General features: G+C 75.3%; 14 protein-coding genes. 4 read left to right on the plus strand and 10 right to left on the minus strand.

Annotation, left to right across the window (positions count from 1 at the left end):
• Positions 1-89: 89 nt before the first annotated feature.
• The 3 genes from C593_RS0111305 to purN form a co-directional block, all read right to left on the minus strand.
• Positions 90-749: a class I SAM-dependent methyltransferase gene (locus tag C593_RS0111305; protein WP_018847415.1), complete on the minus strand. Its 660-nt coding sequence runs from the start codon at positions 747-749 to the stop codon at positions 90-92.
• Positions 750-848: 99 nt separating this feature from the next.
• Positions 849-2,426 (minus strand): bifunctional phosphoribosylaminoimidazolecarboxamide formyltransferase/IMP cyclohydrolase, encoded by a 1,578-nt coding sequence (gene purH / locus C593_RS0111310; protein ID WP_018847416.1) that lies wholly within the window; start codon positions 2,424-2,426, stop codon positions 849-851.
• On the minus strand, positions 2,413-3,027 hold the full coding sequence (gene purN, locus C593_RS0111315; RefSeq protein WP_018847417.1) for a phosphoribosylglycinamide formyltransferase: 615 nt from the start codon (positions 3,025-3,027) through the stop codon (positions 2,413-2,415). Before purN ends, purH begins: the two co-directional genes overlap by 14 nt.
• Before the next feature lie 359 nt (positions 3,028-3,386).
• Here purN and C593_RS0111320 point away from each other — a divergent pair, with 359 nt between their 5' ends.
• Positions 3,387-4,187 (plus strand): hypothetical protein, encoded by an 801-nt coding sequence (locus C593_RS0111320; RefSeq protein ID WP_018847418.1) that lies wholly within the window; start codon positions 3,387-3,389, stop codon positions 4,185-4,187.
• Between the two features lie 245 nt (positions 4,188-4,432).
• On the opposite strand, the gene C593_RS0111325 is transcribed toward C593_RS0111320, so the two are convergent.
• A complete protein-coding gene (locus C593_RS0111325) occupies positions 4,433-6,079 on the minus strand; it encodes a cell division protein PerM (protein ID WP_018847419.1) in 1,647 nt (548 codons plus the stop codon).
• 127 nt (positions 6,080-6,206) lie between these two features.
• On the opposite strand from C593_RS0111325, the gene C593_RS0111330 reads away from it, so the two are divergent.
• Positions 6,207-7,604, plus strand: a complete 1,398-nt coding sequence (locus C593_RS0111330; RefSeq protein ID WP_018847420.1) for a helix-turn-helix domain-containing protein — start codon at positions 6,207-6,209, stop codon at positions 7,602-7,604.
• 191 nt (positions 7,605-7,795) lie between these two features.
• On the opposite strand, the gene sucD is transcribed toward C593_RS0111330, so the two are convergent.
• The 6 genes from sucD to C593_RS0111360 all read right to left on the minus strand — a co-directional run bounded on the left by sucD (position 7,796) and on the right by C593_RS0111360 (position 15,849).
• On the minus strand, positions 7,796-8,680 hold the full coding sequence (gene sucD, locus C593_RS0111335) for a succinate--CoA ligase subunit alpha (RefSeq protein ID WP_018847421.1): 885 nt from the start codon (positions 8,678-8,680) through the stop codon (positions 7,796-7,798).
• Between the two features lie 21 nt (positions 8,681-8,701).
• Entirely contained in the window at positions 8,702-9,883 is a 1,182-nt protein-coding gene (gene sucC / locus C593_RS0111340; protein WP_018847422.1) for an ADP-forming succinate--CoA ligase subunit beta, read from the minus strand.
• A gap of 217 nt (positions 9,884-10,100) precedes the next feature.
• Positions 10,101-11,255, minus strand: a complete 1,155-nt coding sequence (locus C593_RS0111345) for a VWA domain-containing protein (RefSeq protein ID WP_026277586.1) — start codon at positions 11,253-11,255, stop codon at positions 10,101-10,103.
• A 386-nt stretch (positions 11,256-11,641) separates the two neighbouring features.
• Positions 11,642-14,113, minus strand: coding sequence for a DUF5682 family protein (locus C593_RS0111350; RefSeq protein WP_018847424.1), 2,472 nt, complete (start codon positions 14,111-14,113; stop codon positions 11,642-11,644).
• Complete coding sequence (locus tag C593_RS0111355) at positions 14,110-15,219, minus strand: ATP-binding protein (protein ID WP_018847425.1); 1,110 nt, start codon at positions 15,217-15,219, stop codon at positions 14,110-14,112. Before C593_RS0111355 ends, C593_RS0111350 begins: the two co-directional genes overlap by 4 nt.
• 219 nt (positions 15,220-15,438) lie before the next feature.
• Positions 15,439-15,849, minus strand: coding sequence for an MmpS family transport accessory protein (locus tag C593_RS0111360; protein ID WP_018847426.1), 411 nt, complete (start codon positions 15,847-15,849; stop codon positions 15,439-15,441).
• 156 nt (positions 15,850-16,005) lie between these two features.
• On the opposite strand from C593_RS0111360, the gene C593_RS29460 reads away from it, so the two are divergent.
• Positions 16,006-17,139 (plus strand): hypothetical protein, encoded by a 1,134-nt coding sequence (locus C593_RS29460; protein ID WP_018847427.1) that lies wholly within the window; start codon positions 16,006-16,008, stop codon positions 17,137-17,139.
• Positions 17,140-17,237: 98 nt separating this feature from the next.
• Positions 17,238-18,872 (plus strand): DUF5691 domain-containing protein, encoded by a 1,635-nt coding sequence (locus C593_RS0111370; RefSeq protein WP_018847428.1) that lies wholly within the window; start codon positions 17,238-17,240, stop codon positions 18,870-18,872.
• Positions 18,873-19,029: the final 157 nt, after the last annotated feature.

The raw sequence follows: 19,029 nt of genomic DNA on the forward strand, positions 1-19,029 counted from the left end.
CCCGCGCCCTCACGGCGTACGCCGAAGGCCGTGCCCTCCGCCCACCGCGGACGGCACGGCCTTCGTTCTGTGCGGGGAAGGACGTACGGTCAGCCGGCCAGCAGCAGATGCCCCCGGCGGAACCGCTCCCCCTCCCCCGGCGCGCGCAGCAGCCGGCCGACCTCGGTGAAACCGGCCGCCCGCGCCAGCGCCGCCAGCTCGTCGATCGGCCACCGGTGGGCCGTGAGCACCTGGTGGTCGAAGGCGGACACCGGCCCGCCCTCCGACTCGAAGAAGGCGAGCACCAGTTGGCCGCCGGGCGCCAGGACCCGCCGGAACTCGGCGAAGTACGCGGGCAGTTCGCCCGGCGGGACGTGGATGACCGAGTACCACGACACGATCCCCCGCAGTACGCCGTCCGCCAGGTCGAGGGCCGCCATGGAACCGACCTCGAACCGCAGGTCCGGGTAGGCGGCGCGGGCGAGAGTGATCATCGCGGGTGACAGGTCGATCCCGAAGACGTCCAGCCCCAGGTCCCGCAGGTGCGCGGTCACCGGCCCCGGCCCGCAGCCGAGTTCGGCGACGGGCCCGGGGCCGGCCGCCCGCACCAGCTCCGCGAAGGCGGCGAGCACCGCCCGGTCCGGCGAGTGGCTGTCGAGTTCGCTCCGGTCGAGGGCGGCATAGCGGACGGCGACGGCGTCATAGGCGTCGGCGGTCGCCGTCGCCGTCGGATGGGTGGTCGCGGCGGAGCGCGGAGTGGAGGCGGTCACAAGCCCGGGACTCTAGGCCGTCCCCGAGCAGCTCGCGACCGCCTCCGGCCGAACCAGGTGGAACCAGGTGGAACCAGGTGGAACACGCCCGTTGACGGCTCAGTGGAAGAAGTGGCGCGTCCCGGTGAAGTACATCGTCACGCCCGCCTTCTCGGCCGCCTCGACGACCTGCTCGTCGCGGACCGAACCCCCGGGCTGGACCACGGCCTTCACGCCCGCCGCGGTGAGGATCTCCAGCCCGTCCGGGAACGGGAAGAACGCGTCCGAGGCCGCGTACGCGCCCCTTGCCCGCTCCTCGCCCGCCCGCTCGACCGCGAGCTTCGCCGAGTCGACCCGGTTGACCTGGCCCATCCCGACGCCGACCGAGGCGCTGTCCTTGGCCAGCAGGATCGCGTTGGACTTGACCGCGCGGCACGCCTTCCAGGCGAAGGCCAGCTCGGCCAGCTCCCCGGCGGAGAGCGCCTCGCCCGTGGCGAGGGTCCAGTTCGCCGGGTCGTCGCCGTCGGCCTGGAGGCGGTCGGCGACCTGGAGCAGCGCACCGCCGTCGACGGGCTTCAGCTCGAAACGGTCCGCCGGGGCGCCCTCGGCACGCAGCACCCGGATGTTCTTCTTCCGGGCCAGCACCTCGACCGCGCCGTCCTCGTAGCCGGGCGCCACGATGACCTCGGTGAAGATCTCGGCGACCTGCTCCGCCATCGCGACCGACACCGGGCGGTTCACCGCGATCACCCCGCCGAACGCGGAGAGCGGGTCGCAGGCGTGCGCCTTGCGGTGCGCCTCGGCCACGTCCGCGCCGATCGCGATACCGCACGGGTTGGCGTGCTTGATGATCGCCACGCACGGCTCGTCGTAGTCGTACGCGGCCCGGCGCGCGGCGTCGGTGTCCGTGTAGTTGTTGTACGACATCTCCTTGCCGTGCAGCTGCTCGGCCCGCGCCAGGCCGCCGCCCGCGCCGGAGACGTACAGCGCGGCGCCCTGGTGCGGGTTCTCGCCGTAACGCAGGACGTTCTCCCGCTCCCAGGTGGCGCCCAGGAAGTCGGGGAACGAGGAGTCGTCGGCGGGCGCGTAGTCGGAGGCGAACCAGGAGGCCACGGCCACGTCGTAGGCGGCGGTGTGCCGGAACGCCTCGGCCGCGAGCCGCTTGCGGGCGGTCAGGTCGAAGCCGCCGCCGCGCACGGCGGCGAGGACGTCCGCGTACCGGTCGGGGCTGGTGACCACGGCCACGGACGGGTGGTTCTTGGCGGCGGCGCGGACCATGGAGGGGCCGCCGATGTCGATCTGCTCCACGCACTCGTCGGGGGTCGCGCCGGAGGCGACGGTCTCCCGGAACGGGTACAGGTTCACGACGACCAGGTCGAACGGCTCCACGCCCAGCTCGGCGAGCTGCTCCCGGTGCGCGTCCAGCCGCAGGTCGGCCAGGATGCCCGCGTGGACCCGGGGGTGCAGGGTCTTGACGCGGCCGTCCAGGCACTCGGGGAAGCCGGTCAGCTCCTCGACCTTGGTCACGGGGACACCGGCGGCGGCGATCCTCGACGCGGTCGAGCCGGTGGACACGAGCTCGACGCCGGCCTCGTGCAGCCCGCGGGCGAGCTCCTCCAGCCCCGTCTTGTCGTAGACGCTGACCAGCGCGCGACGGATGGGCTTGGTCCCGGGCGTACCGGAGTTATTCACCGACATGAACCTTTCGTCCCTCAATGCGGTAGCCGTGGCGGGCGAGCCGTCCCACGACCTCGACGAGCAGCGACCGCTCGACGTCCTTGATGCGCTCGTGGAGAGCGTCTTCGTCGTCCGCCTCCCGTACCTCGACCACGCCCTGGGCGATGATCGGGCCGGTGTCGACGCCGTCGTCGACGAAGTGGACGGTGCACCCGGTGACCTTCGCCCCGTAGGCGAGCGCGTCCCGCACGCCGTGGGCACCGGGGAAGCTGGGCAGCAGCGCGGGGTGCGTGTTGACGGTGCGCCCCCCGAAGCGGGCCAGGAACTCCTTGCCCACGATCTTCATGAAACCGGCCGAGACGACGAGGTCGGGCTCATGGGCGGCAATCGCCTCGGTCAGGGCGCGGTCCCACTCCTCGCGGGTGGCGTAGTCCTTCACCCGGCACACGAAGGTGGGCAGCCCGGCACGCTCGGCGCGCTCCAGACCGGCGATGCCGCTCCGGTCCGCTCCGACAGCGACGACCTCGGCGCCGAACCCCTCGGGGTCGGCGGCGGCGTCGAGCAGGGCCTGGAGGTTGGTCCCCGATCCGGAGACCAGGACGACGAGGCGGGCGGCAGCCACGGGTGACTCTTTTCGCGTTGCGTTGCTTGCTGTGGGGCTTGCTGTGGGGCTTGCTGTGGGCTTGCTGCGGGTGTGGGGTCTGCGGGGGTGTGCGTGCGGTTGCCGTGCGGCGCCTGCCGGGCCGTGCGGCTTGTACGGTCGTGCGGCTTTGCATGGCCGTGCGGCTTTGTATGGTCGTACGAATACTTCGAGGCTCCCGATACGGGGAACTCTACGAAGGGGCCGACCGTCAGCAACGATACCGGCACACAGCACGGCCCCCACGGGACGGGGGCGTGGCCGACAGGTAGCGTCTGGGGGCAGAGCCCGCGCCCGGGCGGGCTCGACGAAGGGCTCGACGAGGGGAAGACGTTCACCACATGCCGGACCGACGCCACCGTACGGACCTCCTGTTGCCGCGGGAGCGCCAGTCCACGGACGACGACAATCCGTTCGCGCCGCCGCCCGAGGGCCGGCCGGACCAGCCGTGGCAGCCGCGGCACCCCTCGAACGACGGCTCGTCCTCCTCCGGCTCCTCGGGGCGGGACGGCGACGGAAACGGCAGCGGGAGCGGGGACGGGCGCTCGGACGGTTCGTCGTCGAGCGGCTCGTCGGGCGGTTCGTCGAACTGGGGCAGCCAGTGGAGCAGCCGCCAGCCCGGCCGCTCGTCCGGCGGGGGCTTCGGCGGCCGCCCGAGCGGCCCGCGCGGCGGGCAGAACGGCCAGGACGGGCCGGGCAGCGGCCTGCGCTGGGACCCGACGGACCCGGCCCAGCGGCGCGCCCGGTATGCGCTCCTCGGCGGTATGTGGGCGTTCTTCTTCTCGCTGTTCGACCTCCCGGAGGTCGCGCTCCTCCTCGGTGCGCTCTCCGTCTACTGGGCGATCAGCTCCCTGCGCGGGGCACCCGGGGCGGGGCGGGGCTCGGCCGACGGGGAGCCGCGCGCTGCGCAGGCCGCACCGGCCGTGCGCAAGAGCCCGAACAAGCAGCAGATCACGGCCTCGGTGAGCGGCCTGGTCATGGCCGGCCTCGCGCTGCTGATCGTGGCGGCGTCGTTCGCGGCGCAGCTCGTCTACCGCGACTACTACACCTGCGTGAACGACGCCCTGACCAAGTCGGGCCAGGTCGCCTGCAACGACCTGCTGCCGGAGCCCCTGCGGGACGTCCTGGGCGTCCAGGAGTAGTCCTGGGGCGCGCCCGTACGGCTGTGGCCCGAACCCCCAGCGGGGTTCGGGCCACAGCCGTACGGGCACATGAGGTCGGTCGGCCCATGGGGGTCGAGGGGGCACGTGTGGCGCGGCCACGTGTGTCGGGACCCTGGGTGCTGGGACTTTGTGTGCCGGGACCACGTATGTCGCGGCCACGCATGCCGGGACCCTGCCTGCCAGGCCCACGCGTGGCCGGGGCCGCCGTCGCCGGGAAGGGGCGGTCAGTCGGCGGAGGGTGCCGGCTCGGTGGGGAGCGGCGGCCCGCTGGAGGGCGGCGGCTCGGTGGGGGCGGAGGCGGCCGGGCGAGGCCGGGCGCCGGGTTCCGGCGCTTCGGCCGTGGGCTCCCGCGTCGCGGCGACCGGCGCGGCGGTCTCCGCGGACCCGGCCCCCGGGGCCGCCGCGGGAGGCGGGGGGGTCCGGGCGGACCACGCGTCCGCCGGAAGGAAGTCGTACGGCTCGACGTCGTACGCGTCGAAGTCACCGTCGTCCAGCTCCAGCTCCAGCACCTGGGCCCGGGCCGGCTCCCCCGCGGCGGGCGCAGCGGACGGCTCCCGCACGACCGGCGTCTCCTCGGCCGACCCGCCCCCGGCCGTGCGCCGGGCCCGCAGGACCCGCCACCCGCGGATCGCCAGGGCAGCCGGGGTCGCCACCGTCACCGTCCAGACCGCCGCCGCGGCCCCCGTCAGCCACCAGACCGGACCGAACTCGGCGAGGCGTCCCGTGCCGAGCGGCCCGCCCGCCAGCGCGGCCGCCGCGGCGACGGCGATCCCGCAGCCCAGCGCCGCGAGCAGCACGGTCAGCACCGTGCCACCCGCCGTCCACGCCTCCTCCGGGTCCCCGTAGCGCGGGGCGGCGGCCTCGGCCGTCCACCACGCGACCAGGAGCACGGCGACGAGCGGAACCGCCGCCACCGCCCAGTGCAGCGGCATCCCCGGCCCCCGGCCGGGCAGCGCGGCCAGCCACGGCAGCTCGGGCAGGGCGGGCGTCCCGGTGAAGGCCAGCGGCGTCGCCGTCGCGGCCGTCCCGAGCGAGAAACCCGGCCCGAGACCGTACGCCGCGCCCCAGACGGCCGCGTTCGGCAGCAGGGCGAGGACGAGCAGGGCGAGCGCGATCCGGCCCGACCAGTCACCGGCGAGGGCGAGGAAGGACTCCTGCGCCGCCGTGCCGTGCCACACCAGGGACGCGAGCGCCACCACCGCCCCGCCGCCGAGCAGCACCAGCGCCGCGCCGCACGCCGAACGCAGCGCGAGCGCGACACGCGACCGGGCCAGCGCCACGCGCACCCCGCGCGGCAGCCACCCGGGGAGCGGCCCGGTCGGCCTGCCGTGCGCGGCCCACACCCCGGACGCGGCGGCCACGAGGACCAGGAGCGGCAGATGCACCGCCGCGGAGACCGGCGCCACGGCGATTTCACCGCGCACCCCGTAGACCGCCAGCGGCCCCCCGACCAGCAGATAGCCGGCGGCCACGGCCGGGACGGCCACACGCGCGGGGGCGCGCGGCCGGCCCTCGCCCGGTTCCGTCGCCTCCCGGGCGGCCCGGTGCACCAGCCACACCGGCAGCACCAGCAGGAGCAGCGGCACCACGCCCAGAGGGGCCGGGGCCCCGGAGAGCGTGTCGGAGCGCACGAGTTCGGCGCCGTGCGCGAACAGCCAGAGCACGACGGCCGTGTGCAGGGCGCCGCCGGAACCGCTGTCCGGAAAGGGGGAGCTGATCCACAGCACCATCACGAGCACGGTGAGGGCGCCGAGCCCGAGCCCCGCCGCCGTCGCACCGCGCACGAACGCGGCGACGGCGCCGGACGCGCCTGCTCGGACGGCGACCTGGGTCTGCGGCAGCGACGGACTCTGCTCGGTTGTCTGGGTCACGCGGCCATGCTGCCAACGACACGCGCTTTATGCGTGTAACGGGCGAATGGCCGATGTGTCGCTCAAGATACTTTCATGCCATTTTCCGATTGACGCTGCGCCGCATGGAGCCCGTATGACGCCCCGTATGACTCAGAGCACCGCACCGTCCGCGTCCGGGTCCCCCCTGCCGCCTCCCAAGGAACGGCGCAGGCTCCGCGAGGCGAAGGCGCTGACCGAGGCACAGCTCGCCGCGGTCGTCGGCGTCACCAAGTCCACGCTCCGCTCCTGGGAGACCGGCCGCACCGAGCCCCGGGGCCGCAGGCGGGAGCTGTACGCGAAGCTGCTGGCCGAGTTCGCGGCGGAGGCGCGCGCGCGGCAGGAGCGGAAGCAGGCGCCGAAGCCCACGCGTGAACCGAAGCAGGCCCCGGAGCCCACGCGTGAACGGAAGCCCGCCGCGGAGCCACCGGCCACCTCCACGCCGGCCACCCCCGCTACGGCCCCCGCCGCGCCGCCCGTCGTCCTCGACAAGTCTCCCGAGCCGCCCGAGGCGCAGGAGTCACCCGAGGCGCCCGCCCCCGAGGGGGCAACCCCGCCCGGGACGGCACGCGTCGGGCCCGCGCCCGAGCCGGACCAGAGGCCCGAGCCGGACCAGGGGCGCGCGCCGGACCAGAGGCCCGCGCCCGCACCGGACGCCGCCCCCGCGGCGTCACTCGCCCCCCTCGCGCCCCTCGCGCCTCCCCCACTCACCCCCGAAGAGGCGTTCGACCTCCTCTACACACAGGTTGCCGCCACACTCGTTCGCGAGACCCATGTGCTCACGGGCCGCCGCCGGCTCTCCCACGAGGCCGTCGAACGGGCCTTCCAGCTCGCCTGGCAGAGATGGCCGGACGTCGCGGTCGACCGCGACCCCGCGGGCTGGGTCCGGGCGGCGGCGTACGAGTACGCGATGTCCCCCTGGAACCGGCTGCGCCCCGCCCACCGGCACCCGGACGACCCGCCGGAGGAGCCCCGTCGCCGCGAACTCCTCAGCGTGCTGCACCAGTTGCCGCCACCCCACCGCCGCACCCTGCTCCTCTACGACGGCCTGGGCCTGGACCTGCCCGACACGGCGGCCGAGACCGAGGCGACCACCCCCGCCACGGCCAACCGCGTCCTCCACGCACGCGAGGCCGTCGCCGCACAGCTGCCCGACCTCGCGGACACGGAGCTGCTGCGACGGGAGTTGCGGGAGCTGACGGCCTCGGGACCGGCGCCGCGGCCCACCCCCGCCGAGGCGGTGCGCACCGGCTGCGAACGGCGTGCCGAGCGGTGGACCCGGATCGTCGTCGTGGCGACGGCCCTGATCGTGGCGGCGACGGCGCTCGCCCTGCTGACCTCGCCCCGGGGGTACGAACCGCCGATGCCGCCGACGCAGCAGGTGGAGGGTGTCCCGCCGCCGCAGAGCGGCCCCGAGCGGCTGAGCAAGGAGGCCAAGAAGCTGCGCGACAAGCTGCGGGACGCCCCCGCCGCCGGCCCCGCCCGCCTCCAGCCGGGCCCCGGCTGACCGGGGCGCGTCCCACACAGGGCCGGCCCACACAGGTCACGCCCACGTGGGTGGGGGGGTTATAGGCCGAGTCCACACAGGCCCGCGCCACACAGGCTCAGCCCATATATGCGCGACATACACGAGGGCCCGCCCCGGAACGAAACGTTCCGGGGCGGGCCTCAGCAGTGCGGCGTGCGTGATCTCGCGGGTCAGCCCGCGAGGATCGCGCGCGCCAGCTTGGCCGTCTCGGTCGGGGTCTTGCCGACCTTGACGCCCGCGGCCTCCAGGGCCTCCTTCTTCGCCTGCGCGGTGCCGGAGGAGCCGGAGACGATGGCGCCGGCGTGGCCCATGGTCTTGCCCTCGGGCGCGGTGAAGCCCGCGACGTAGCCGACGACCGGCTTGGTCACGTTCTCCTTGATGAAGTCCGCCGCACGCTCCTCGGCGTCGCCGCCGATCTCGCCGATCATGACGATCAGGTCGGTCTCGGGGTCGGCCTCGAACGCGGCGAGCGCGTCGATGTGCGTGGTGCCGATGACCGGGTCGCCACCGATGCCGACGGCGGACGAGAAGCCGATGTCACGCAGCTCGTACATCATCTGGTAGGTCAGCGTGCCGGACTTGGACACCAGACCGATGCGGCCGGGCTTGGTGATGTCGCCCGGGATGATGCCGGCGTTGGACTGGCCCGGCGTGATGAGGCCGGGGCAGTTCGGGCCGATGATCCGGGTCTTGTTGCCCTTGGCCTTCGCGTGCGCCCAGAAGGCGGCGGAGTCGTGGACGGCGATGCCCTCGGTGATGACGACCGCGAGGGGGATCTCGGCGTCGATCGCCTCGACCACGGCGGCCTTGGCGAAGGCCGGCGGCACGAAGAGGACGGAGACGTTGGCGCCCGTCTTCTCCATCGCCTCGGCCACGGAGCCGAAGACCGGGACTTCGGTGCCGTCGAAGTCGACGGTCGTGCCGGCCTTGCGCGGGTTCACACCGCCGACGACGTTGGTGCCGTCGCCGAGCATCAGACGGGTGTGCTTCATGCCGGTGGCGCCGGTCATGCCCTGGACGATGACCTTGCTGTCCTTGTTCAGGAAGATAGCCATGGTTCTACAGTCCCTCTTCCCTTACTTGGCCGCAGCGGCGAGCTCGGCGGCCTTGTCGGCCGCACCGTCCATGGTGTCCACGCGCTGGACGAGCGGGTGGTTGGCGTCGGAGAGGATCTTGCGACCCAGCTCCGCGTTGTTGCCGTCCAGACGGACGACCAGCGGCTTGGTGACCTCCTCGCCCTTCTCGGCGAGCAGCGCGAGGGCCTGGACGATGCCGTTGGCGACCTCGTCGCAGGCGGTGATGCCACCGAAGACGTTGACGAACACGGACTTGACGTCCGGGTCGCCGAGGATGATCTCCAGGCCGTTCGCCATCACCTGGGCGGAGGCGCCGCCGCCGATGTCCAGGAAGTTGGCCGGCTTCACGCCGCCGTGGTTCTCACCGGCGTACGCGACGACGTCCAGGGTCGACATGACCAGGCCGGCGCCGTTGCCGATGATGCCGACCTCGCCGTCGAGCTTGACGTAGTTGAGGTTCTTGGCCTTGGCCGCGGCCTCGAGCGGGTCGGCCGCGGCCTTGTCCTCCAGCGCCTCGTGCTCCGGCTGACGGAAGTCGGCGTTGGCGTCGAGGGAGACCTTGCCGTCGAGGGCGATGACACGGCCGTCGGCGACCTTGGCCAGCGGGTTGACCTCGACGAGGAGCGCGTCCTCGGCGACGAAGGTCTCCCAGAGCGTGACCAGCACGTCGGCGACCTGGTCGGCGACCTCGGCCGGGAACTTCGCCAGGGCGACGATCTCGGCGGCCTTCTCCTTGGAGACGCCCTCGTTGGCGTCGACCGGCACCTTCGCCAGCTTCTCGGGGGTCGTCGCGGCGACCTCCTCGATGTCCATGCCGCCGGCCACGGAGGCCATGGCGAGGAAGGTGCGGTTGGTGCGGTCGAGGAGGTACGAGACGTAGTACTCCTCGGCGATCTCCGGAGCGGTCTCCGCGATCATCACCTTGTGGACCGTGTGGCCCTTGATGTCCATGCCCAGAATGTCCGTCGCGCGGGCGACGGCCTCGTCCGGGGTGGCGGCCAGCTTCACGCCGCCTGCCTTGCCGCGGCCACCGACCTTGACCTGCGCCTTGACGACCGACTTGCCGCCCAGACGCTCCGTCGCCTCGCGCGCCGCCTCAGGCGTGTCGATGACTTCACCGGCCAGCACCGGTACACCGTGCTTGGCGAAGAGGTCCCTCGCCTGGTACTCGAACAGGTCCACGCGCGTCCGTCCCTTTTCTGAAGATCGCGGTTCGTTGTCTGCGTGGGCGTGCCGCGAAGGGCAACGTGACGAGCGCTGTCACAAGGGAGGCACACACGGTGTCCGTGGGCGCGGCATGTCCGCCTGGCAGGTTATCCCCGCAGGGGTCGGGCACCTAAATCACAGCTCACACCCGAGCGGTGATTACGGTCACAGAGCGGACGGGCCCACGGGGCCGTCATTCGGCGGCGGGCACCGGCAACGGGCGTCCCTCCAGCGCCGCCGCCATGATCTCCGGGAAGCGGTCGGGGGTGCAGGCGAAGGCCGGTACGCCCAGCGCGGCCAGCCCGGCGGCGTGCTCGCGGTCATAGGCCGGGGCGCCTTCGTCGGAGAGGGCGAGCAGGGCGACGAAACACACCCCGGACGCCCGCATCGCGGCGACCCGCTTCAGCATCTCGTCGCGTATGCCGCCCTCGTAGAGGTCGCTGATCAGGACGACCACGGTGTCGGCGGGGCGGGTGATCCGGGACTGGCAGTAGGCGAGGGCCCGGTTGATGTCGGTGCCGCCGCCGAGCCGGATGCCGAACAGCACGTCGACCGGGTCGTCCAGCCGGTCCGTCAGGTCGGCGACGGCGGTGTCGAAGGCGACGAGCCGGGTGTCCAGCGACCGCAGGGAGGCGAGGACCGCGCCGAAGACCGAGGCGTGGACGACGGAGGCCGCCATCGATCCTGACTGGTCGACGCAGAGCACGACCTCCTTGCGGACGCCCTGCGCCGCCCGCGCGTGGCCGATCAGCCGCTCGGGGACGACCGTGCCGAACTCAGGCCGGTAGCTGCGGAGGTTGGCCCGTATCGTCCGGTTCCAGTCGATGTCGCGGTGCCGGGGCCGGGTGGTGCGCGCGGCCCGGTCGAGCGCGCCCCGCAGCGCGGAGCGGGTGCGGGTGGCGAGCCGGCGCTCCAGATCCTGGACGACCTTGCGGACCACGGTCCGGGCGGTCTCCCTGGTGGTCTCCGGCATCGCCTGGTGGAGGGAGAGCAGGGTGCCGACGAGGTGGACGTCGGGCTCTACGGCCTCCAGCATCTCCGGTTCCAGCAGGAGCGCGGCGAGCCCCAGCCGGTCGATGGCGTCGCGCTGCATGACGTGGACGACGCTGCTGGGGAAATAGGCCCTGATGTCGCCGAGCCAGCGGGCCACCGAGGGCGCGGAAGCGCCGAGCCCGCCGGCCCGCCGGGCTCCCCGCCCGTCGTCGGGGCGGGTGCCGTAGAGCGCGGACAGCGCGGTGTCCATCGCGGCGTCGGTCCCGGCGAGCGCGCGACCGGTCCCGTCGGCCGCCGCCTCACCACCGAGCACCAGCCGCCACCGGCGCAACCGCTCGTCGTGTGCGGGGCCCACGGGCGCGGATGTGCTGCGCGCCGCGTCCGGGCCGCCGGCGCGCGCAGTCGCGGTGCACGGCGGGCCTCCGCCCACCGGGGTTACGGGCGGTGCGGTTCCGCCCACCGGGGTTACGGGCGGTGCGGTTCCGCCCACCGGGGTGCCGTGCGCCGAAGCACCGTCCGCCGTACCGCCCCCGGCCGGAGGACCTTGCACGGGTACGCCAAGCACCGGGCCTGCGCCCGCCCGGTCCTCGCGAAGCGGGACAACCTGTACCCGGCCCCCACCATGCGGGGCCCCCTGCGCCCGGCCTCCGCCCTCCGGGGCGCCGTACGAGGCGGATGCGTCCACCGGGGTGCCGTGCGCCGAAGCACCGTCCGCCGGGGTGCCGTGCGTCGTGGTCCGTGTCATCCCGCTGCCTCCGCCGGCTCGTCGATGCGGTCGTGTCCGCGCACCGGGTCGTGCGCGCGGGCGGTGCCCGGGGCGCGGGCGGCGTGCCGCCCGGGAGCGGTGCCCTGTGCACGGCCGCCACCCCGCGCGGGAGCGCCGTCCCCGGCAGGGCCGCCCTCCCGCTCGCGCCCGGCCGTCAGGACCAGGGCGACCACGCCCAGCGCCGCGTCCGCGCGCCGTTCGTCGAGGCCGGGGCCGAAGCCCGGGGCAGGCGGTGCCGGAGCGTCGCCGGGGGCGGGCGTACGCGCCGGGCCGCGCCGGGCCAGTTCGCCCAGGGCGCGCCGCGCACCCGGCTCGAAGGAGCCGAAGGTGCGCCGCAGCAGCGGCAGCACATCGGTGAACGCCTCATCCGGGACCCCCGTCAGCCACGCGTCGACCAGGGACAGCAGGCGCTCGTCGTGGACGAGGAGCAGGCCGCCGGCCGGGGCCGTGCCGATGAAGCCCTCGATCCAGGCCGCAGCCTCGGCCGGGGGCACGCCCGGGGAGAGGGCGCGGGCCAGAGTGCGGGCGGCCTCGTCCCCGGTGAGCAGACCGTCGTCGAGCAGCAGCCGGGCCGCCCGGCCGCGTATCCCGCCGGGGACGGCGTCCCGGGCGACGAGTCGGCGCAGTGCCGCCCGCCAGCGACCGGCCGTCGCCGCCGGGTCGGGCAGCAGGCCGATCGCGGAGTGCACCGCGTCGATGTGGTCGCGCATCCGGGCCGCCGCGTCGGCGTCGAGGCCGGTGCAGGCGGGCGGCAGGCCGACGCAGACGCGTTCCGCGAGGCCCGAGGCGACCTCGGCGAGGGCCGCGGTGTCGGTGCCGCGGACGTCCCCGTACCGCAGGGCGCGGGCGAGCGCCGGGAGGGCCTGGGCGAGGTGGCCCACGTCCGTGTCCAGGGCGGCGCGGTCGGCGAGGGCCGCCATCACCACCGGCAGGGCGTCGGGCAGACCGGCCAAGAGGCACTGCTCGGCCAGCGCGGTGACCGCGCCGAGGGCGGTCGCGGACACCGCCTCGGACTCGGCCTTCGCGGTGGCCGCCGCGAGCACCGTGGTGCCCCAGACGCCCGCCTCGGCGACCCGGACGGACAGTTCCGGCTCCCAGCGCAGCCGCCAGGACTCGCGGAAGGTGCCGGTGCCGCCCCGGCCGGTGGGCTCGCCCCAGCCGACACCGAGCAGCCGCAGCCGGTGGAGCAGCCGGCTCCGGGCCGTGTCGTGGTCGCCGCGCAGGTCGAGGTCGAGTTCGCGTTCCCCGGCCTCCGGTCTGAGCCGCAGGCTCCGCTGCCGCCGGGCCAGGTCCCGCTGGAGCGGCACCGCCGGGGCGCCGTCCGGGACTTGGCCGAGCACGTCGCCGACGACGAGCCGGTCGGCGACCAGCCCGAGCGGGACGTCGGAGCCGTCGCACATCACCGCCCGCACGGCGTCCGTCGTCTCCCCGAGTCCGGCGAGCGGGCGGCCCCGGACCACGGCCAGGGTCTCGGCGAGCCGGACCGCCTCGATGACGTGCGCGGGGGACACGGCGCGGCCCTCCTCCCGCAGCAGACCGGCGACCCGGGCCATCCACCGCTCGACCGGCCGGTCCGGGGCCGTGAAGAGATGGGCGTACCAGCCGGGCGAGGCGATTCCGGCGCCGTACCCGGAGGAGCGGGCGAGCCTGCGGTGGGTCCACGGCACCCAGGTGGTCTCGGTGCGGACCTTGGGCAGGCCCTTCAGCAGGGCCCGGTCCGCCGTGGCGGTGGTCCGCTCCATGAGGGCCGGGACGTGCCAGGCGCCGCAGACGACGGCGACCCCGTCGCCGAACTCCTTGCGGGCCGCGCGCAGTCTCAGCCGCATGTGCGCCTCGCGGACCAGGTCGTGCTCGTGACCGCCGTGCCCGTACTCCTCCCGGAGGGCGGTCATGGCTTCGGCGAGCACGGCGAACGGGGCCCGGGCGTCGGCCCCTTCGGCGGCCTCTTCACCGACCTCTTCCGTAGCCGCTTCCGCGGCCGGGCCGCGGTGCTCGACGACGTCTTCCCACCAGCGCTCGGGGTCGTCGTGACCGGCGGTGCGGGCCAGCACGCCGATGGGGTCGATCCGCACCCCGCCCTCCGCGCCCTCGGCGGCGGCCGGTTCCCCGCCCCCGCCCAGGGCCAGGGAGTGCGCCGCTGGCAGGTCGACGAAGCGGACGGGGACGGACCGGGCGAGGGCCCAGCGCAGGGCCACCCACTCGGGACTGAACCCGGCGAACGGCCAGAACGCCGAGCGGCCCGGGTCGTCGACCGCGTGCGCGAGCAGGGCGACCGGTGGACGCATGCCCTCGTCCGCGGCGAACTCCACCAGCGCGTCGGCCTCGGGCGGGCCCTCGATCAGCACCGCGGGCGGCCGGGCCGCGTCCAGTGCGGCCCGGACGGCCCGCGCCGAGCCGGGGCCGTGGTGCCGGACCCCCAGCAGCAGGGGCCCGGCCCGCCCGGTCATACGCCCACCTCGTGGCAGGCCCGGTAGAGGTCCTGCCAGCCGTCCCGTTCGCGGACCACGGTCTCCAGGTACTCCTGCCAGACCACCCGGTCGGCGGCCGGGTCGCGAACCACCGCGCCGAGGAGGCCGGCCGCCACGTCCGAGGCCCGGAGCACGCCGTCCCCGAAGTGCGCGGCGAGCGCCAGGCCACCGGTCACGACGGAGATCGCCTCGGCCGTGGAGAGCGTGCCGGACGGGGACTTGAGGCGGGTACGGCCGTCGCCGGATACCCCTTCGCGCAGTTCACGGAAGACGGTGACGACCCGGCGGATCTCCGCCAGGCCGTCGGGGACGGCGGGCAGGTCGAGCGAGCGCCCTATCTGGTCGACCCGCCGGGACACGATGTCCACCTCGGCCTCCGCGGTGGCGGGCAGCGGGAGGACGACCGTGCTGAACCGCCTGCGCAGCGCGCTGGACAGCTCGTTGACCCCGCGGTCGCGGTCGTTGGCCGTGGCGATCAGGTTGAAGCCGCCGACCGCCTGGACCTCCTCGCCCAGTTCGGGGACGGGCAGGGTCTTCTCGGAGAGAATCGTGATCAGGGTGTCCTGGACGTCCGCCGGGATGCGGGTGAGTTCCTCGATCCGGGCGGTCGAGCCGGCGGCCATGGCGCGCATGACGGGCCCGGGCACCAGAGCCTCACGGCTCGGGCCGTGGGCGAGGAGCTGCGCGTAGTTCCAGCCGTAGCGGACGGCCTCCTCGGGGGTGCCGGCGGTGCCCTGCACCAGAAGGGTGGAGTCCCCGCTCACGGCGGCCGCCAGATGCTCCGACAGCCAGGTCTTCGCCGTGCCGGGCACACCCAGCAGCAGCAGGGCGCGGTCCGTGGCGAGGGTGCTGACGGCGACTTCCACGATCCGGCGCGGGCCCACGTACTTGGGCGTGATCACGGTGCCGTCGGCGAGGGTGCCGCCCAGGAGATAGGTGGCGACGGCCCAGGGCGAGAGGCGCCAGTTGGCGGGGCGCTGCCGGTCGTCCTGGGCTGCGAGCGCGGCGAGTTCGGCGGCGAACGCGTCCTCCGCGTGCGGCCTCAGCACTCCGGCGCTCACGGTCACCGTTTCGGACACGGTCATGGTTCCCCCTCCAGATCGTCCGATCCGTTGCGTGCTCCACGGTGCACCACGCCACTGACAATCGGCCGTCGCCGCAGGCCGGAGGGGGCGCAGCGGTAATGGAGGGGGGCCGTCCGTTCCCCCGGACCGGCCCCGGGGCAGGGCCGGTTCGGGGCGTGCGGGACCGGTTCGGGCGGAACGCCGGCACGGCGGACGGCCCGGGCTCGGCCGGGCCGGGTGCTACTCCCCGCCGACCGGCGACTCGGCGATGCAGCCGCCCACCGTGGCCATGCCCTCGCCGGAGTCCTCCTTGAGCACCTTGCCGTTGTGGGTGATCCGGCAGGTGATCTCGGTGCCGGTCAGGTCCGCGGCGGCCGGGAAGACGCCGGCGGGCATGATGCCGCGCAGGGTGACCGTCTTCTTCCAGGGCAGTTCGGGCGCCTCCACGGTGGCGAGCGAGGGGTCGAGCGCCTTGCCGCCGCCGTCGTGGTAGCTGATCGAGTCGACGTTCTTGCCCGTCACCTCGTAGGTGACCTCGTACGTCTCGTCGACCGCCTTGTCCACGGCGTCCACGGCCTCCGAGCAGCCGGTGAGCCCCAGGACGAGAGCGGCCGAGGCGGCGCAGAGCGCGGTACGGCTGGTTCGGTTCATGTGCGGTGATCCCCTGCGAGTCGAGAAGCGGGCGCCGGAACAGTACGTCCACGGCCGCAGGACAGCGTAAAGCCTTGGCCAAGACGCCCGGCCGCGAGGCGGACAGGAGGTCGAACCGCAGGTCGGGGCGGATTGTCAGTGGGGGGTCGTAACGTCGTGACCATGCTGCTGACCAACGGGGACTCTTCCGGTCGGCAGGTGCCGGGCGCGGCACCTGACGATCCGTCGCACACCACTGCCGCGCCCGCCGCCGCGCCGGGCGGCCTGTTCACCGACGCGCCCGCCGGCCGGCCCACCGGTTCGCCCGCCGGTTCGCCCGCCGGTTCGCCCGCCGCCGGTGGCGATCGCGTGGCCGCGCGCCGTCGTGCCGACCGCCGGGCGGCGCGGATCAGCACGGGGGCCGCGGAGTTGGAGCAGCGGCTCGCCGACGTGGTGCGGGCCGGGCTCGCCTCGGCCGGGGCGGCGGGCCGGGGCGCCTGGGAGGAGACGGCCGCGCGGATGGTCGACGCGCAGGCGCCCGGGCTCGCCTCGCGAGCACGGGAGTTGGGAGCGATACCGGGGTCGGGGCCGGGCTGGCCTGGCCGACTGCTGGAGGAGTGCGCGCTGCTGCACCTGCTGGACACGGCATGGCTGGGCCGCGACGGGCTGCCGCCCGCCCTGTCCCGGACGGTGCGCACCCGGATAGGTCTGCCCTCCCGCGCGGAGGGCGCGCCGGTCCGGGACACCTGGCTGTTCCTGGCGCAGAGCGACGGCTCGGACGGCAGGCTGACCACCCGGCGGATCTGGTTGCACGGGCGCGGGTCCGGCCGGGCGGTGCTGCTGCTGTCCTACGGCGCGGCCGGGCGTGCTCCCCAACTGACCGTGCCCGTCGGCCTCATGGCCGAGGCCGAGGTCGTGGGCCACGGCGGGGCGGGGCAGCTCCGCGGTGACCTCGGCGAGCTGCTCACCTCACCGGTGCCGATGGACAGCCCGCCGCCGGGCACCGACTGCGCCGGCGCGCTGGCCGCCTACGGCAGGGCGCTCGGCGAGGACCCGTGGCTCGACGTCTGGCCGGTCACCCTGTCCGGCGTCCTCCCCGTGCCGACCGGCAGCGGCTGGCAGCTCGCCGACGCGGACGGCGGCGCGGCACTGCCCCTGGCACCCGCCGCCCTGGCCGGGTCCGGGCTGTGGCGCCTGGTCGCGGTCTCCGGGGGCCGCCCCGTCACCGTCTTCGGCGAGGTCGGGCACCGGGGCGTCCTGCCGCTCACCGCGTGGTCCGCCGAGTCGCCGGAGACCGTCCCGCTCACCTGACACCCGTCCCGCGCCCCGCACGAACCCCCCGAGACAGCAGCACCGCACGACACCGCACCGCGCCCGAAAGCCCGGATCCATCCCGAAGGAGGCCCCCGATGAACAACACCACCAATCCCTGGGACGAGCTCGTCGCCACGGCCCTCCTGGGCACGGACCGGCGCCCCCCGCCGGGAGCGCGGCCCGGAGCGCCGGGCGGGGACGCGGCCCTCGCCCTGCTGGACGCGGCGGCCGAGGAGGCGGTCCGTCGCCGGGCCGGTCTGCGGCCCGCCCCGGCCGCCGCCCTCCCGGAGCCCGCACCGGACGATCCCCGGCCCCGCCTCCCGGACGCCGCACGGCTGCGCCTCGGCCGGCTGCTCGCCGGCCGCGCCTCCGGCGGCGCCGTGGCCGGCCGGCGGGGCTCCTCCCCCGATCTGACCGAGCTGCTGCCGCAGTGGCTGGCCGCCGCGAACGCCCACGGATACCGGGCCCCGCCGTCCCTGCTGCCCGCCCTGCTGGACGCCGCCCGGGCCCGCACCGATCTGCGGCCCGGTGCCCTGGCCTTCGCCGGCCCCCGTGGGCTCTGGCTCGCCCGGCTCAACCCGGAGTGGCGCTACGCACTCCGTGGAAGCGCCGGGTCGGCCCTGCCCGACCCGTCCGACGCGGACGCGGTGCGACTGCTCTGGCGGGAGGGCCTGTTCGCCGAACGCGCCGCCCTGCTGGGCGCGCTGCGCACCCACGACCCCGCCGCCGGGCGCGCCCTCCTCACCGCCACCTGGCCGGCCGAACGCGCCGAGGACCGCCTGATGTTCCTGGACACCCTGCGGACGGGCCTGACCGACGCGGACGAGCCGTTCCTCGAAGCCGCCCTGGCCGACCGCAGCCGCAATGTCCGGGCGACGGCGGCGGAACTGCTCTCGGCGCTCCCCTCCTCCGCGCTCGCCGCGCGGATGGCCGCCCGCGCCGCCTCCTGTGTCGCGCTCGACCGCAGCGGCGCTCCCGGGGCGGCGATAGCCGTGGAGGCGCCGCACGAGTGCGACGCCGGGATGCAGCGGGACGGCGTCGTGCCGACGGCCCCGTCCGGCCGGGGCGAGCGGTCCTGGTGGTTCGGCCAACTCGTCGAGGCGGCACCCCTGTCCACCTGGCCCGCCCGGCTCGGAGGCCGCACCCCGCAGGAGCTCGTCGCCCTGCCGGTCCGCGACGACTGGGCCGAGGAGCTGCACGCCGCCTGGTGCCGCGCCGCGGTGCGCCAGCGGGATGCGGTCTGGTCCCGCGCGCTGCTCGGCGCACCGGCCTCGCCGCCCGCCACCGGTCCCGGCACGACCTCCCCCGCCGAGCGCTCCCAGCTCCTCCTCGCGCTGCCCGAGGAGGAACGGGCCCGCTGGGTGGGCGCGTTCATCGACGCGCACGGGCTGTCCGAGGCGTTCCAGCTCCTGGGCGTGTGCGCGGTGCCCTGGGCCCCGCCGCTCGGCCGGGCGGTGGTCGACGCGCTCGACATCGCCCGCGAGGCCGGCAGTTACCCCTGGAGCTTCAGTGGTGTGATGGGCCTCGCGGAGCGCTGCCTCGACCCGGCGGAGGCCCCCCGCCTGGAGGCGCTGACCGCGCCCCCGGCCGAGACGGAGGACACCTCACCGGGCGCGGGCGGCTACTGGTCCGAGGCGTTCCAGCGCCTCGTCTCCACACTGCGCCTGCGCGCCACGATGCGCGCGGAGCTCCTCCCGACCGACGCGGGGGTAGCGCCCGACGCGGGGTAGCGCCCCACGCGGGTAGCGCCGGGCGGGACCCGGGGCGACGAACGGCAGTGCCGTGTCGACACCTTGCGGGGTCGGGCCCACGCCTGGCGGGGCCGGGACGACGCCGGGCAGGGCCGCCGGGTCGACGCGGCACAGCGCCGGGCCGACCCGGTGGGCA

The sequence above is a fragment of the Streptomyces sp. CNT372 genome, from assembly GCF_000377145.1.

Excerpts from the sequence above, each read along its gene's own strand:
- purH (WP_018847416.1), bottom strand. The coding sequence starts at position 2,426 with ATGTCGGTGAATAACTCCGGTACGCCCGGGACCAAGCCCATCCGTCGC.
- C593_RS0111320 (WP_018847418.1), top strand. The coding sequence starts at position 3,387 with ATGCCGGACCGACGCCACCGTACGGACCTCCTGTTGCCGCGGGAGCGC.
- C593_RS0111330 (WP_018847420.1), top strand. The coding sequence starts at position 6,207 with ATGACTCAGAGCACCGCACCGTCCGCGTCCGGGTCCCCCCTGCCGCCT.
- sucD (WP_018847421.1), bottom strand. The coding sequence starts at position 8,680 with ATGGCTATCTTCCTGAACAAGGACAGCAAGGTCATCGTCCAGGGCATG.
- C593_RS0111350 (WP_018847424.1), bottom strand. The coding sequence starts at position 14,113 with ATGACCGGGCGGGCCGGGCCCCTGCTGCTGGGGGTCCGGCACCACGGC.
- C593_RS0111355 (WP_018847425.1), bottom strand. The coding sequence starts at position 15,219 with ATGACCGTGTCCGAAACGGTGACCGTGAGCGCCGGAGTGCTGAGGCCG.
- C593_RS0111360 (WP_018847426.1), bottom strand. The coding sequence starts at position 15,849 with ATGAACCGAACCAGCCGTACCGCGCTCTGCGCCGCCTCGGCCGCTCTC.
- C593_RS0111370 (WP_018847428.1), top strand. The coding sequence starts at position 17,238 with ATGAACAACACCACCAATCCCTGGGACGAGCTCGTCGCCACGGCCCTC.